Source organism: Gemmatimonadota bacterium (genome assembly GCA_009692115.1).
In the GTDB taxonomy this organism is placed as follows: Bacteria; Gemmatimonadota; Gemmatimonadetes; order Gemmatimonadales; family GWC2-71-9; genus SHZU01.
In genome coordinates, this window is the sequence record SHZU01000001.1 from 308,796 (window position 1) to 323,110 (window position 14,315).

At 64.9% G+C, this 14,315-nt stretch carries 14 protein-coding genes; 3 read left to right on the forward strand and 11 right to left on the reverse strand.

Annotated elements, in window-relative coordinates; translation table 11 throughout:
* The first annotated feature begins 19 nt into the window (after positions 1-19).
* The gene (locus tag EXR94_01480; protein MSR01399.1) at positions 20-997 is read left to right on the forward strand and encodes an NADPH:quinone oxidoreductase family protein; all 978 of its coding nucleotides are present in this window, start codon (positions 20-22) and stop codon (positions 995-997) included.
* On the opposite strand, the gene EXR94_01485 is transcribed toward EXR94_01480, so the two are convergent.
* The 6 genes from EXR94_01485 to EXR94_01510 all read right to left on the reverse strand — a co-directional run bounded on the left by EXR94_01485 (position 987) and on the right by EXR94_01510 (position 6,443).
* A complete protein-coding gene (locus tag EXR94_01485; GenBank protein ID MSR01400.1) occupies positions 987-1,289 on the reverse strand; it encodes a hypothetical protein in 303 nt (100 codons plus the stop codon). The genes EXR94_01480 and EXR94_01485 overlap by 11 nt on opposite strands.
* A 106-nt stretch (positions 1,290-1,395) precedes the next feature.
* The gene (locus tag EXR94_01490) at positions 1,396-2,295 is read right to left on the reverse strand and encodes a GNAT family N-acetyltransferase (protein MSR01401.1); all 900 of its coding nucleotides are present in this window, start codon (positions 2,293-2,295) and stop codon (positions 1,396-1,398) included.
* 44 nt (positions 2,296-2,339) lie between these two features.
* Positions 2,340-2,714, reverse strand: a complete 375-nt coding sequence (locus EXR94_01495) for a hypothetical protein (GenBank protein ID MSR01402.1) — start codon at positions 2,712-2,714, stop codon at positions 2,340-2,342.
* Between the two features lie 283 nt (positions 2,715-2,997).
* Positions 2,998-4,824 carry a glutamine--fructose-6-phosphate transaminase (isomerizing) gene (gene glmS / locus EXR94_01500; protein ID MSR01403.1) on the reverse strand — a complete coding sequence of 609 codons (1,827 nt, stop codon included), beginning with the start codon at positions 4,822-4,824 and terminating at the stop codon, positions 2,998-3,000.
* Between the two features lie 3 nt (positions 4,825-4,827).
* Positions 4,828-6,207, reverse strand: a complete 1,380-nt coding sequence (gene glmM, locus EXR94_01505; protein ID MSR01404.1) for a phosphoglucosamine mutase — start codon at positions 6,205-6,207, stop codon at positions 4,828-4,830.
* A complete protein-coding gene (locus EXR94_01510) occupies positions 6,204-6,443 on the reverse strand; it encodes a hypothetical protein (protein MSR01405.1) in 240 nt (79 codons plus the stop codon). The genes glmM and EXR94_01510 overlap by 4 nt, the downstream gene beginning before the upstream one ends.
* A 99-nt stretch (positions 6,444-6,542) precedes the next feature.
* Between EXR94_01510 and EXR94_01515 the strand changes: the two genes are divergently transcribed.
* Positions 6,543-7,706 (forward strand): PLP-dependent transferase, encoded by a 1,164-nt coding sequence (locus tag EXR94_01515; protein MSR01406.1) that lies wholly within the window; start codon positions 6,543-6,545, stop codon positions 7,704-7,706.
* A 13-nt stretch (positions 7,707-7,719) separates the two neighbouring features.
* Here the strand turns inward: EXR94_01515 and EXR94_01520 are convergent, their stop codons facing one another.
* From EXR94_01520 to EXR94_01540, 5 genes are all read right to left on the reverse strand, one after another.
* On the reverse strand, positions 7,720-8,082 hold the full coding sequence (locus EXR94_01520; protein ID MSR01407.1) for a Uma2 family endonuclease: 363 nt from the start codon (positions 8,080-8,082) through the stop codon (positions 7,720-7,722).
* 314 nt (positions 8,083-8,396) lie between these two features.
* Positions 8,397-11,030: a hypothetical protein gene (locus EXR94_01525; protein MSR01408.1), complete on the reverse strand. Its 2,634-nt coding sequence runs from the start codon at positions 11,028-11,030 to the stop codon at positions 8,397-8,399.
* Positions 11,027-12,475 carry a sodium:solute symporter family protein gene (locus tag EXR94_01530; protein ID MSR01409.1) on the reverse strand — a complete coding sequence of 483 codons (1,449 nt, stop codon included), beginning with the start codon at positions 12,473-12,475 and terminating at the stop codon, positions 11,027-11,029. The genes EXR94_01525 and EXR94_01530 overlap by 4 nt, the downstream gene beginning before the upstream one ends.
* On the reverse strand, positions 12,472-12,663 hold the full coding sequence (locus tag EXR94_01535; protein MSR01410.1) for a DUF3311 domain-containing protein: 192 nt from the start codon (positions 12,661-12,663) through the stop codon (positions 12,472-12,474). The genes EXR94_01530 and EXR94_01535 overlap by 4 nt, the downstream gene beginning before the upstream one ends.
* The gene (locus EXR94_01540; GenBank protein MSR01411.1) at positions 12,660-13,835 is read right to left on the reverse strand and encodes an amidohydrolase; all 1,176 of its coding nucleotides are present in this window, start codon (positions 13,833-13,835) and stop codon (positions 12,660-12,662) included. The genes EXR94_01535 and EXR94_01540 overlap by 4 nt, the downstream gene beginning before the upstream one ends.
* Positions 13,836-13,875: 40 nt before the next feature.
* On the opposite strand from EXR94_01540, the gene EXR94_01545 reads away from it, so the two are divergent.
* The gene (locus EXR94_01545) at positions 13,876-14,265 is read left to right on the forward strand and encodes a hypothetical protein (protein ID MSR01412.1); all 390 of its coding nucleotides are present in this window, start codon (positions 13,876-13,878) and stop codon (positions 14,263-14,265) included.
* Positions 14,266-14,315: the final 50 nt, after the last annotated feature.

A 14,315-nucleotide genomic window follows, 5' to 3' on the forward strand; every position in this document is an offset into this window, starting at 1 on the left:
ACCTCGAGGACCATCGGATATGCGAGCATGGCTTTGCGAAACACTGACCGGGGTGGCGGCCCTGCAATGGAAGGACCTCCCGACGCCCGAACCCCAAACTGGTGAGGTTCGGGTCGCCGTCCGAGCGGCCAGTCTCAACTTTCCCGACGCGTTGATCATCGAAAACAAGTACCAATTCAAACCGCCGTTGCCCTTCGTCCCGGGTTCGGAGTTCTCCGGTGTGGTCGAGGCGGTCGGTCCCGGGGTCGAGACCGCTCGGCCGGGCGATGAGGTGATCGTCGTCGGCAACACCGGCGGGTTTGCGACTCATGCCGTTGCCCGGGCCGAAGGCCTGATTCCGAAGCCCGCCGGGTTCTCCTTCGAGGAGGCCGCCGCATTTGCCCTGACCTATGGCACCTCGCACCATGCCCTGCTCGACCGGGGCCGCCTTTGCGCCGGCGAGACCGTGCTCGTGCTCGGCGCGGCCGGCGGCGTCGGGACCGCGGCGATCCAGATCGCCAAGGCCGCCGGGGCCCGGGTCATTGCCGCCGTCTCGTCCGACGAGAAGGCCGCGTTTTGCCTGTCGTTAGGTGCCGACGCCGTGATTTGCTACAGCCGGGAAAACCTCCGCGACCGGATCAAGGCACTGACCGAGGGCCGCGGCGTCGATATCGTCTACGACCCGGTCGGCGGCGATCTCGCCGAGCCGGCCTTCCGGTCGCTGGCGTGGCGGGGCCGGTTTCTGGTCATTGGATTTGCCCAGGGGATCATCCCCTCGTTGCCACTGAACTTGGCGCTGCTCAAGGGGGCCGATCTGGTCGGAGTATTCTGGGGTGATTTTGTCCGGCGCGAACCCGGACGGAGCCGCGACGCGGTGGCCGAATTGAGCCAGTGGTACGCGAAAGGAACAATCAAGCCGGCGCTCGATCGGGTGCTCCCGATGGAACGGCTGCCGGAGGCCTACGCCAGAATGGCCGGCCGTCAGGTCCTTGGCAAGCTGATTCTCGTCAATTCGTGACGCCGGGCACGACCACCACGCCCACCGCCCAGAACTCGGTTCGCTCAACCCGGTTGCCCGAGGGGACGACCCACGACGCGCCAAGAGCCAAGCTGCCATTGGTGCGACACCGATTGACCAGGATCCCGTACACCCAGGCCCCAAAGTTGTCAGGGTCACAGCGGCTGAGGGATCGGTACGCCCGCACGAACGTCTCCTGGACCGCAGCCTCCGCATCCGCCCGCTCGCCGAGCATCCGGAGGGCGTATCGGCCCAAGCGGTCTCGATACCGATCGACCAACTGGGCGTACATCTCCCGGTCGCCCGCGAGCACCCGGCGGATCACTTGCGCATCGCTTGGCCCCGCCACGATACCGATACCCCGCGACGGTGACCGGCGTCACCGGAATACCCCGGGTTCAGCATCGGCCCGGTCGGGGCAGCATCAGCGGCCAGCCCTCGGCGGGAAACGGCCCCCGGACCATGAACACCAGGTCGGGAGTGCCCGGCTCCAGCGCCTCAGGGCCGCCCAATCGATCATGGGATTCAGGAAGGAAGGCCCCGCCGAGCCGGTCGGGCGCTAGGTAGGCCACGACCTCCGAGACCGGCCCCGGGAACGCCGCCACAATCCGCTCGATCGATGGCATCGAGCGGCCGATCACATCGTAGAGCCGGAGCGTCTGGCCGGTCAGCTCCGCGATGACCGCCACATCGGCGTCAGGCAGGAATCGGATCGGGCTCCGATACTCGTAGAAAGCCCAGCACCCCTTCTCGGGACCAACCCCGAGAACATCCGAGACCGGCGTCCGTTCATCCAAGAGCCCATGCATCCGCGTGGAATCCTCGGGGCGGGCAAGATCGAGAACTCGGCTCGGCTCTCGGCCCCCGACCGGGCTCCGGTACCGAAACACCGACTCCGGCACCACTCGAAAACCGAACGGTTCGAAGTACTCGCGATGAGCGGTGGTGAGGATCAGGGTGTCGAAACGAGCGGACCCATCGACCAGCAGTTCTTCCATCAGGCGCCGGAAATAACCGCGGCGCCGATGGTCAGGATCGGTGGCCACGCCGTGAACCCCGCCGCACCGGAGGGTCCGGCCCCGCGCGTGGAGCGGCATCGGCATCAAGCCGACATGCGCAACGATCCGTCCCGAGCGCTCGGCGACGAACGGGGTCGACACGGATTCCCATGCCGCTCCGAACGCCGCGCCATTGGCCCGACCGGCCCCGACACCCGGAAACACGACCTCGAGCAAATCGAATACCCGGTCACCGAGCGTCGCGTCGAACCGGTAGGATCGCGCCGCCCCGCCCGTCATGCCCAGGCTCCGACCATGATGCCCCCCGAGAGAAGGTCTCGAATCTACACCAGTTTCCTCTTCCAGCCTCCCCGCCGGAACAGGACCGCACTCACCAGCGCCAGACTGGAAAACGCCACCGCGATCGCAGTGAACGCCCCCTCCGGCCCCCAGCCGATCGGCCGGGCCAGAACATAAGCCAGAGGAATCTCGAGGAGCCACAAGCAGAATACGTTGATGACCGTCGGGGTTCGAGTGTCACCAGCGCCGTTGAACGCACTCGACAGTACCATGCCGTAGGCGTAGAACGGAAAGCCCAGGCTGACGACCCGAAGCGCCGTGACGGCATACCCCGCCACCTCGGCATCGCGGGTAAACACCGCCACGATGGCCGGTGCAAACCCGACGAACAGGAGCCCGATGCCACCCAGGAAGTACAGGTTGAAGAGCCCGGCCTTCCAGACTGAAGCAGTCGCAAGATTTCAGTTGTTGGAAAGTTTGGAAACCGGTTCGGAGGCAAGCAAATGACCGACTGGCAGTATGACAGGCAACTGCGGTCGGTTCTAGGCGCTCACCAAGCAGAGGTCGACAGACATTCTCATCAGCCATCTCCTAAAGAAGAAGGCCCGACCACCGCCGGGCCTGCAATCCTAGTCTCCACCCCCACCCCATCACTGTGGCCCAGCGCACAATCCCCGAGTGCCGAGCGCCGAGTGCCGAGCCCTATTCCACCGTCACACTCTTCGCCAAATTCCGAGGCTGATCCACGTTACACCCCCGCCGCACCGCCACGTAGTAGCTGAACAACTGCAGCGGGACGCTGGCCAGAATCGGCGTCAGGAGGTCATGGGTGGCCGGGAGGGAGAAGGTTTCCTCGGCGAGTTTCGCGATCTCGACATCACCCTCGGTTACCAAGGCGATGACCCGTCCCTTGCGGGCTTTCACTTCTTCGATGTTAGAGACGATCTTGGAGTAGACCCCGTCGGTCGGGGCGACGAACACGACGGGCATGTTCTCGTCGATCAAGGCGATCGGTCCGTGCTTCATTTCCGCCGCCGGGTAGCCTTCGGCGTGGATGTAGGAGATTTCTTTGAGTTTGAGCGCTCCTTCGAGCGCCACGGGAAAATTCACTCCCCGGCCCAGATAGAGGCAGTTGGTAGCGCCGTGATACTTCTCGGCCAGCCGTTCGATGTCGCCCGACCGGCTGAGGACCTGGCGGATTTGTTCGGGCAACCGGTTCAAGGCATGGATGAACTCCCGGCCTTGGAGGACGCTCAGGTTCTTGAGCCGGGCCAGCCGCAGCGCAAACATGGCCAAAGCGGCAACCTGGCTGTTGAACGCCTTGGTGCTGGCCACCCCGATTTCCGGACCGGCCCGGAGGTACAAGCCTCCGTCGACTTCCCGGGCAATCGTCGAACCAACGACGTTGACGAGGCCAATGGTTCGCCCGCCTCGCCGTTTTCCCTCGCGGATGGCGGCCAGAGTATCGGCGGTTTCGCCGGACTGGGAAATCGCGATGACGAGGCACCGATCATCGAGCACCGGGTTCCGGTACCGGAACTCAGACGCGTATTCGACTTCGACCGGGATCCGGGCCAGTTCTTCGATGATGTACTCGCCGATCAAGCCCGCGTGCCATGAGGTGCCGCACGCGGTAATGATGATCCGGTCGAAGCGCTTCAGTTCCTCGTCGGACAAATTGAGGCCCCGCAGCCGGGCGGTGCCTTCCTCCTCGAGCAAATGGCCTCGGAGGGTGTTGGTGAGGCTCTCCGGTTGCTCGAAGATTTCCTTGAGCATGAAGTGGGCAAACCCGCCCCGTTCGATCGTCGCCAGGTCCCACTCGATCTGATTGACCGGCTTGTCGACGTGAGTCTTGGTCAAATTGCGGACCCGGTAGCCATCCCGCTGCAGCACCACCATCTCGCCGTCGTCGAGGTACACCACCGACCGGGTGTGCTCCAAAATGGCGGACGCATCCGACGCCACGAAATACTCCCTGTCACCCACCCCGACCAACAACGGGGACCCGTGACGAGCGGCGATCAGCGTACCAGGCTCATCGGCCGAGATCACCGCAATGCCGTAGGCGCCTTGGACGTCCCAGAGTGCCGAAGCCACGGCTTCTTCGAGATTGCCTTCATAGTACTCGCCGATCAGATGGGCCAGCACCTCCGTGTCGGTTTCCGACTTGAAGGTGTGACCGCGCATCTCGAGGGCTTTGCGGATCGTGCCGGCGTTTTCGATGATCCCATTGTGAATGACGGCGATCCGGCCGGTCTGGTCCAAATGGGGGTGAGCGTTGGGGGTCGTTGGGGCGCCGTGGGTGGCCCAACGGATGTGCCCGACACCGACCGTCCCCTCGGGCATATCGGTTTCGAGGGCATCGACTAAGACGCCGAGTTTCCCGGCGGCTTTCCGAACCTTGATGCCGTTCCCATTCAGAATCGCGATCCCGGAGGAGTCATACCCCCGGTACTCCATCCGTTTGAGGCTGTCGAGTAGGATGGTGGTGGCCTGCCTGGGCCCGACGTATCCAACGATTCCACACATAGGTTATGCCAGATCCTGACACGTTGCGATGAGTTCCTTCGCCAGCGCCTCGGTGGGCGCCTCGGCGATGTACCGGATGATCGGCTCCGTCCCGGACGGCCGGACATGAACCCAACGATCGGGCCAGGAAAGCCGAAGTCCGTCCCGGGTGTCCGCCGCCACCCCGGCAAACCGGGTCCGGAGCGCCACGTAAAGTGCGTCTAAGTTGGCTCCGAGCAGTGACTTAGACTTCACAATATGGTAACGGGGCGCCCCGGCGACGATCTCACTGGGGCTTTGACCCGTTACTGCCAAATATTGCAAGATCAACGCCACACCGAGCGGCGCGTCCCGTCCAACATGAAGTTCGGGCAAGATGACTCCGCCGTTTCCCTCGCCCCCAATCAAGGCCCGCTCAGCCTTAATGGAGGCAGCAACGTTCGCCTCCCCCACCGGCGCCCGCACGAACCGGCCGCCCCCATCGCGCGCCGCATCTTCGACCACCAACGACGTTGACAGGTTCGCAACGACCACCGGCTCATCCCCAGGCCGAGCGCCGAGTGCCGAGCGCCGAGTGCCGAGCACACACCGGACCGCCCACGCCAGGGTGTAGTCCTCTCCAATCGGGTGGCCCAGTTCGTCAACCACGGCGAGCCGGTCGACGTCAGGATCAACCGCCAGCCCGATATCGGCTCCGGTTTGCCGGACCAACAGGCCCAGGTCGCCCAAGTTCTCGGGAATCGGCTCCGGCTCCCGCGGGAAGCGGCCGTCGGTTTCGAGGTTGATGGCCGAGACTTGGCACCCGAGCCGTTCGAGTAGCCCCGGAATGACCGCGCCGCCGGCGCCGCGAACGCAATCCAGCGCCACGTGAAACCGGCGGGCCCGAATCCGCTCCAGGTCGATCCACGGCAGCGCCAGGATTCGGTCCAGGTGCCGGGATGTGGCTTCAGGATCGAACCGGAGCTTGCCGACCCCGTCCCACCCGCCGCGGGGCACGCCCTGCTCTGCCATGGCGCGGACCGCCCCCCCGGCGGCGGCGTCGAGAAAGATCCCGTCGGGCCCGACGAACTTGAGGGCGTTCCAGGCCACGGGATTGTGGCTCGCGGTAATGATCAGCCCCGCTCCAGCATGGTGATGCTCCACCGCCATCTGCACGGTCGGAGTTGGGACGATGCCGAGGTCGATGACATCGACCCCGACCGACATCAGCCCGGCCACGGCGGCATGGGTGAACATGGCCCCGCTGGTTCGGCCATCCCGGCCCAGGACCACCAGAGGACCGCCGTTACCCTTGGCCCAGGCCCCCAGGGCCGCCGCGTGCCGGGCAATCAATTCGGGGGTCAGATCGGTTCCGACGATGCCGCGCATTCCGGAAACCGACACCATCAGCGTCGAAGAGGTCATGAGATTTCAATCGGGAGTTTGCTGACGTCGGGAAAGGCCCGCTGAAACGCGGCCACCACATCGGGATCGAATTGAAGGCCGGCACACCGCTGGAGTTCGACCATGGCCTCGGTCGGGCTGATCCCGATGGCCTTGAGCACCCGGCACAACGACCGTCGCACCTGCTGGTCATCGTCGACCACCAGGGCCCGGGAGGCGTCGGCGGGCCGAGCCGGCAGACCGAGAGATTCCGTCATTGTCACCGTAAGCTATTAGCCTGGAACAACTTCTTCAATTCCAACTTCCGGCAAAGTCGTCCGGGGGTTAGTTTCCGGAACCTCCTACATCCAAAAGCCATGACTCGGATTCGCCAGGACGACAAAAGCCACCGGCCCGGGACCCGGGCCGTCCATGCCGGCCGGATCGACGACCTGCTGGCCGGGGCGATCATGCCCCCGATCTACCAGACCTCGACCTACAAGCAAATCGCTCTCGGCGAGCACAAAGGGTATGAATACGGCCGAACCCAGAACCCGACCCGGGAGGCGCTGGAGCGGAACGTCGCAAGCCTGGAGGGGGCCGATTTCGGGTTTGCCTTCGCCTCCGGCCTGGCCACCCTCGACACGATGCTGAAGCTTCTGAAGGCCGGCGATCACATCGTCTGCGGCGACAACGTCTACGGCGGCAGCATGCGCCTGATGGTCAGGGTCTACGAGCAGCTCGGCCTCTCGTTCTCGTTCGTCGACATGCGGAATCCCGAAACCGTGGTCAAGGCCCTGACCAAGACCACCCGGATGGTGTACTGCGAGACCCCGACCAACCCGATGATGTTTCTGGCCGATCTCCAAGCCATTGGGGACATCTGCCAGGCCCATGGCGTTTTGTTCGCCGTCGACAACACGTTCGCGAGCCCGATCTTCCAGCAACCCCTGTCGCTCGGCGCCGATTTGGTCATGCATTCGACCACCAAGTACCTGAATGGCCATAGCGACATGGTGGGCGGCATCATGGTGACCAACCGGGAGGATCTGGCGGAGCGGATCGGGTTCTTGCAGAACGCGGCCGGCGCGGTCCCGGGCCCGATGGACTGCTGGCTGGCACTCCGTGGAGTCAAGACGCTGCCGCTTCGGATGAAGCAGCACGATGCCAGCGGCCGAAAAGTGGCGGAGTGGCTCACGACTCAGAAGAAGATCCAGAAGATCTACTACCCGGGACTCGCGTCACACCCGCAGCACGAGCTCGCCAAGCGCCAGATGAAGGGGTTCGGGGGGATGATTTCCTTTGATGTCGGGCACCTCGATTTGGCCCGGAAGATCCTCGACGGCACCAAGATCTTTGCCCTGGCGGAGTCGCTCGGCGGGGTGGAAAGTTTGATCGGACACCCCGCCTCGCAAACCCACGCCTCGGTGCCGGTAGCGATGCGCCAGGCCATGGGCCTCACGGACAGCTTGGTGCGACTCTCGGTCGGGATCGAGGAACCCGAAGACCTGATCGAGGATCTGGCCCAGGCTATGGCGTAATGGTCGCTTAGCGTTAGGCAAGACCACGGAAGAGCGGCCCGATTTCGATCGGGAGGGTTCGATCGAAGCCCCGCGGGGCCCACAGCAGCCGGTCACGATGGGCGAGGTCCGGCGGTTCTCCCAACCGGGAAACCAGGATGGCCTCTTGATCGAGATCCACCCGCCATACCTCACCCACACCGAGGTCAAGATAAGCCGGGCGCTTGAAATCGCGGTCGTGGACCACCGTCGAACGGCTGGTGGTTTCCACCGCCAGCAAGTGCTCCTGGACCGATTCCCACTTGGCCCCAACCAGCGGCGAGCGAAAGACCAGGATGTCGGGTTCCAACCGGGTCTTCGGGCGGCGCACGACGGCCCCAGGACTCGCGATGAGCAACTCGGGCCAGGATCACAGAAACTCCGACAGGACGGTGAACAACCGTCCCGTCACCACTTGGTGAAGTAGTTCCGCGCCGGGGCTCACCAGCAAAGCCCCGTCCAGCAGTTCGTAATGGTTCCCGTCGTCCGGGAAATGCCCCAAGTCGTCGACGAAATACGCGGGCAATGTGATCGGCATGGCCATTAAGGTCGGCTCGGCGGCGGGGTTTTGGCAACTCGGCATCGCCCAAGTTCGGGGCTACCTCTCTAAAGCGGTAACCCGATTTGCTGCAATCGCACCAATCCGCCACACTCAGGCACCGATCAGCGAACCTACCGCGGCCGACGAACCACCCGGCCGGGCCGGGCCGCGGTCATGACCCCGTTCGCCACCACGGCCTCCCCGTTGACGAACACCCACGGAATCCCGACCGGGTAGTGATGGGGGTCGGTGAAGGTTCCGATCTCACCGACCCGAGTCGCATCGAACGCCGTGAGATCCGCGATGCAACCCACCCGAACACACCCTCGATCCGTCAATCCGAGGCGGGCGGCCGGCATCCCCGTCATTTTGTTGACGGCCTGCTCGAGCGAGACGACCCGTTCCTCCCGTACATAGCGCCCGAGTACCCGCGGAAAGGTCCCGTAGTTTCTGGGATGGACCACGCCCTCGCCGAACTTCGTGAGCTCGCCGTCACTCGCGATCATGGTCTGGGGATGGGCCATAATCCGGCGGACGTCGGCCTCGTCGATCACGTGAAACACCATGCCCGCCCCGCCCTTCAAAACCCCTTCGAGAACGAGATCGACCCCGGTTTCTGGCGTCGCGGGCAGCCCGCGCCGGACCGCCCAGTCGGCCAACGTTTTCCCCTGCAACGACGGATCCCAGCCGACCCGCGAGAACTGCACTCGCTTGAGATCGGCCCCGCCGCGGTCATTCAAGATCAAATCGAGGACCCCGCGGCGAATGCTGTCGCGGAGGGCCGGAACGGCCAACCGGCCGCGGAGGGCCTCCGAGCCACCGGCCAACGCCCACGGCGGCACCATGACATCGAGCCCGGTATAGCTCGCGGTGTAGGGATACTGATCGATCATCACATCGGTACCCGCCCGCCTGGCGGAATCAACCATGGTAAGGGTGACGACGCTTTTACCCCAACCGTGGCGGCCGACCGCCTTATGATGGGTAAGCACCACCGGGACCTTGGCCTGGCGCCCAATCTCAAGGGCCTCCGCCACGCCGTCGACCAGCCCAACGCCCTCCTCCCGGAGGTGTGAGGTGTAGATCCCGCCCTGCGCCGCGGCGACCTTCGACAGCGCGATCACTTCATCCGTCTTCGAGTAGACGCCCGGCACATACCGAAGCCCGGTGCTGATCCCGAACGCACCCTGGCCCATGGCCTCGGCCACCATAGCTTCCATCCGGGCCAACTCGGCCGCGGTCGGGGCTCGGTTGTCGGTGGCCATGACCGTCCGCCGGATCGTGTTGTGCCCAACCAGATAGGCGACATTGATCCCAAGGCCGGCCCGATCGGCGGTGTCGAGATAGGGGCCGAGCGGAAACGGCCCGTCGCCGTCCGGTCCGCCTAACGCAAGCGTGACGCCCTGACGGACATGGCTCTCGGCGGCTGGCAATCGCAACAACGGTTCGAGATGGGTGTGAAGATCGATGAACCCGGGCGCCACCGTGAGCCCCGTCGCATCGATGACTCGGGTGGCGTCGGCCGGATCGAGACCACCTCGTTCCACCCGGACAATCCGAGTGCCGACCACCGCCACATCGGCGCGATACCCGGTGGCTCCGGAGCCGTCGACCACGGTTCCGCCACGGACCAGGACGTCGTACGGCGGAACGTTCCGGCCGGCAGGCTGGGGCAGAGCGCCGGTTCTGGCCGCGACGACCCGGTCGAGCAACGCCCAGTATTGGGCATGCGGTACCCCGGCGTTGCCGGGCCGCGGCATCGTCTTGTGGGCGACGACCAAATCCAGCTTCGGAATCACGGTGAGGTACTGGCCCACCGCGCCGATTCCGGAATAGGCGTCTTCGTAGGGACCGCTGTTCCAGGCGCCGTCGAACGGCCACCAGAGGTAGCCGTACCCGAACCGGCCCCGCCGGTTGACGGCCGGTTGCATGTCGGCGACCCGGGTGACCGCCCCAGTACTGGCCCGCACCCAATCCGCCGGAACGAGTTGAGTCCCCGCCCAGTTGCCACCCCTGAGCATCAGGTAGCCGATCCGCGCCATGTCACGGGTCGAAAACCACATCGGATACGCCGGATGGATCGATCGAGTGGTGTCGCCCTCTTTTCGTTGCAGATCCCGACGCCAATCCTGCATCCCGAGCGGGCGAGCCAGATCCGCTTCGACCGCATCGTAGAGGTTCCGCCCAGTCTGACGCTCGTAAATCGTACCGAGGGCGTTGAAATCCCAATTACTGTAGAGAAAGAAGCTGCCGTGCCGCTTCGAACCGCGGGGCGGAGCTTGGGCAAGGTCGTCCCCGGAGTATGAGGCCTCGTGAAAGACCCCGGACCGGGCGCTGAGGAGATCCTGGACCGTGGCTTCGCGCTCGGTCGACAAAAGCCCGCCGCGATCGTCGATCCCGAGTTGCGCCAGCGTCTGGCTGGTGTCGACCCGGCCCCGGGCCTGGTCGATGCCATATAGCATCGAGAGTACACTCTTCCGAACCGAAGCGATGTAACTCTGGGTGGTGAGGTCGCCGTAGCCGAGCACCACCCGGCCGCCTTCGACCACCAGCATCGCCGTGGTGTTCATCCGTCCCACCGTGGCTCGAACCGTGTCGAGCCCCGCGGCGCTCCATCCCGCTGCCACCGGGTCAGCCAATCGCTCCCAGTCTCCGGTTGGAAAGACCGCGGGCCCTCGGGTGGTGGGAACCGAGGGGGCCGGTGCGGATCGGGCACAAGCGGCGCCGACTGAGGCTGCTGCAACGATCATCAAGCGCGTGCTCATACCGAGTCTCCTCGACGAGTCACCAGGGTCACGGCGCCGGCCACCAGCAGGTTCACCAGCAGGGCGATGAATCCGACATTGAGGTCTTGAACCCAGGTCGATGCTCCAGGCAGCAGCGTCGCCACCTTGACCTGGCCAAGGGTGACCCACGCCACGGTGAGTTCACCCGCGACGAGCCCCGCCATGGCGCCCGCGGTGGTCAGCGGATTCCGGGGCAACAACGAGCAGATCAGCGACGGGAACAGCTGGGTCACCAGCGAATAGCCCATCAGCAGCAAGGCGACGATACTGTTGCCGCCTTGGAACGTGAACCACAGGGCGGCAGCCGCGACGACCGGAACCAAACCCTTTGCCAACCGCGCAATCCTGGGGTCATCGGCGCCGCCCCCCCCATACACGACGTTCTTGGCCAGGACGGTCGATGCGGCCATCAAGATCATCGACCCGGGTACCAGCGCGGTGAGCACACCGGCGGCCCCAATGACGCCAACCAGCCACGGATCAAAGGTCCGGACGCTGACCCGAAGGAGTGCCAGGTCCGCGTCGGTTCCGGTCAGACCCGGTACGGTGAGCAAGGCCGCAAAGCCGACGAAGAAAATGAACAGCATCACCAGTTGATAGAGCGGCATCACGATCGCGTTTTTTCGAAAGGTGTCGGCGCTCTTGGCTGAGTAGATCGATCCGAAGGTATGGGGCCACATATAGAAGCCGAGCGCGGTCACGACCACGGTGCTCGCAAACCATGAGGCACTTTGGCCAGTGGTAGGGAGGGTCAGAAACCCGGGTTGGGCCGCCTCGATCTGATCGAACATCGGCCCGATGCCCCCGTGCAGCGTGGTCGGGAGGTAGAGCCCGAGGAAGATCGCCACCCCCAGAATCAGAATGTCCTTGACGACGGCGGTCCAGGCCGAGGCGTGAATACCCGACACCATCACGTAGGCCACGACGCCGATGACCCCGAGCCAAATCGCCGCCGTGGACGACACGGCCCCGTACGAGGCCTCGCTCACGATGAGGCCCAGGCCTTTGAGTTGGAGGACCAGATAGGGAATCATCGCGATGACGCCGACGATCGCGACCAGGGTCCCAAACAGCGGGCTCCGATACTTGTGGACGAAGAAGTCGGGCTGCGACACTAAGTCGTGATTCCGGGCATACCGCCACACCGCCGGTGCGATCCAATAGCTGGTGATGTACGCCAGCGCGCCGTAACAGAGGATATAGAAGGCCGGGGCCCCGCGGCCGTACGCCCATCCGCTCGCGCCAAGAAAGGTGAACGTCGTGTAGATCTCGCCGGCCAGGAGCAGGAACATCAGCACCGCGCCGAAGGCCCGGCCGCCGACCGCCCACTGGGCCAGGTTCATGGCCTTGCCCCGCCGGGCCCGAAGGCCCAGACCGAACGCCAGCGCGAAGGTGGCGCCGATCACCACCAGGGAGGCGTTCACGCCCCGGTCGACCGGTTATCGAAGCGATAGACGAGCCACATGATGCCACTGGTAGCCACGACCCAGAACACGATCCACGCCAGCAGGAACGGCAATCCGAGGATGCGGGGCTCGAGCCGGTTGGCAAACCAGCCGCTCCCGATCAGCGCCACCGCCGGGATCAGCGGCAGCAGGCGATAGGCCCTCATCCGAGCACGTCGAGCGCCACCGCAACGAATAGCCGGAGCGACTGATCGAGGCTGGTTTCGTCGATATCGAAGCGGGGGTGATGATGGGGATAGACGATGCCCCGGGCCACATTGCCGCCGCCGGTATAGAAGAAGGTCCCGGGGGCCTTTTCGAGAAACGCGGAAAAATCCTCCCCGCCCATATTGGGCGGCAGGGTCACCACCCGCTCCTCGCCAAACAAGCCCTTCGCCACCGCGGCGACCCGGGCCGTGACCTTCGGGTCGTTGATGACCGGGCGATAACCGTCCTGCCAGGCAAATTCGTACTCCGCTCCGTGGGCCTCGGTGATGCCTTTGACGATTCGTTCCATGTCCCTTGGGATCTGGGCCCGGAGCGCCGTGTCGAAGGTGCGAACCGTGCCGACCAGCTTGGCTTCTTCGGGAATCACGTTGTGGGTAGTGCCGGCATGGAACTGGGTCACACTCAGCACGGCCGGTTCGATCGGATCGACCACGCGGGACACGATGGTCTGGAACGCCATCACGATCTGCGCCGCCACCGGAATTGGATCGATCGTTTCGTTCGGCTTGGCCGCATGCCCGCCTCGGCCCCGAACGGTCACGAAAAACGTATCGGGGGCCGCCATCATCGGGCCTTCCTTAACCCCGATCTGTCCGTGCTCGAGGGTGGCCCACACATGTTGGCCGATGACGAGGTCGACCCCGTCCATCACGCCGGCATCGACCATCGATTGGGCCCCGCCCGGCAAAACCTCCTCGGCGTGCTGGAACAGAAACCGGAGTTCGCCATTCAGGGCGTCGCGGCGCCCGGTGAGAATCTTGGCCACGCCGAGCAGCACTGCTGTATGACCGTCGTGGCCACACGCGTGCATCACGCCGGGGGTGGTGGAGACGAATTCGTGCCGGTTCTCCTCCTGAATCGGGAGCGCGTCCATGTCGGCGCGGAACGCCAGGGTTGGGCCGGGCCGGCCGGTGACGAGCCGGGCCATCACGCTGGTGGCGGTCGGCCGGGAGATCTCGAGTCCCCCGAACGATCGGAGGGCCTCCTCGACGAAACGGGATGTTTCAGTCTCGTGAAACGACAGCTCGGGATGGCGATGCAGGTGGCGGCGCCAGGCGATTACCTGATCGCGGAGGGCATCGGCCACCGAATCGAGGGCGGAGACGGTCATGGTTACCTTGGTTTGCTGGGGGACCAGGAAAGGGTAGCCCGTGACGTCGCCCCACGCCAGCGGCATCTGGGACACCTTCAAGCGGGTCATCGCCCCCCGGGCCGACCGCTTCGCCGACCGGCTCGAGGCTTTGGGACCCAACCGGGCCTCCCGCGACCCGAACGGTGCCGTCCGGATCGACGTGGACGGTAACGGAACCCGGGACCTCACCGCGGACAACCTGGATTTCCCCTCCCTCTCGTTCCGCTCCAACTTGGTCATTCGCTGGGAGTACAGCCTCGGCTCGACCCTGTTCCTGGTCTGGCAACACGGCCGGAGCGGCTCCGACGCCGATGGCCGCTTCCGCTTCGGGGAGCGTCTCGGCGACCTGTTCCGGAGCCCCGCCAAGAACGTTCTCCTCGTGAGGCTCAACTACTGGTTGGGGTTGTAGCTCGGCACTCGGCGTTCGGCACTAGAACTGCAACTCCTGGCCCCCCATAT

Excerpts from the sequence above, each read along its gene's own strand:
- EXR94_01480 (MSR01399.1), top strand. The coding sequence starts at position 20 with ATGCGAGCATGGCTTTGCGAAACACTGACCGGGGTGGCGGCCCTGCAA.
- EXR94_01485 (MSR01400.1), bottom strand. The coding sequence starts at position 1,289 with ATGTACGCCCAGTTGGTCGATCGGTATCGAGACCGCTTGGGCCGATAC.
- EXR94_01490 (MSR01401.1), bottom strand. The coding sequence starts at position 2,295 with ATGACGGGCGGGGCGGCGCGATCCTACCGGTTCGACGCGACGCTCGGT.
- glmS (MSR01403.1), bottom strand. The coding sequence starts at position 4,824 with ATGTGTGGAATCGTTGGATACGTCGGGCCCAGGCAGGCCACCACCATC.
- glmM (MSR01404.1), bottom strand. The coding sequence starts at position 6,207 with ATGACCTCTTCGACGCTGATGGTGTCGGTTTCCGGAATGCGCGGCATC.
- EXR94_01510 (MSR01405.1), bottom strand. The coding sequence starts at position 6,443 with ATGACGGAATCTCTCGGTCTGCCGGCTCGGCCCGCCGACGCCTCCCGG.
- EXR94_01515 (MSR01406.1), top strand. The coding sequence starts at position 6,543 with ATGACTCGGATTCGCCAGGACGACAAAAGCCACCGGCCCGGGACCCGG.
- EXR94_01525 (MSR01408.1), bottom strand. The coding sequence starts at position 11,030 with ATGAGCACGCGCTTGATGATCGTTGCAGCAGCCTCAGTCGGCGCCGCT.
- EXR94_01535 (MSR01410.1), bottom strand. The coding sequence starts at position 12,663 with ATGAGGGCCTATCGCCTGCTGCCGCTGATCCCGGCGGTGGCGCTGATC.
- EXR94_01540 (MSR01411.1), bottom strand. The coding sequence starts at position 13,835 with ATGACCGTCTCCGCCCTCGATTCGGTGGCCGATGCCCTCCGCGATCAG.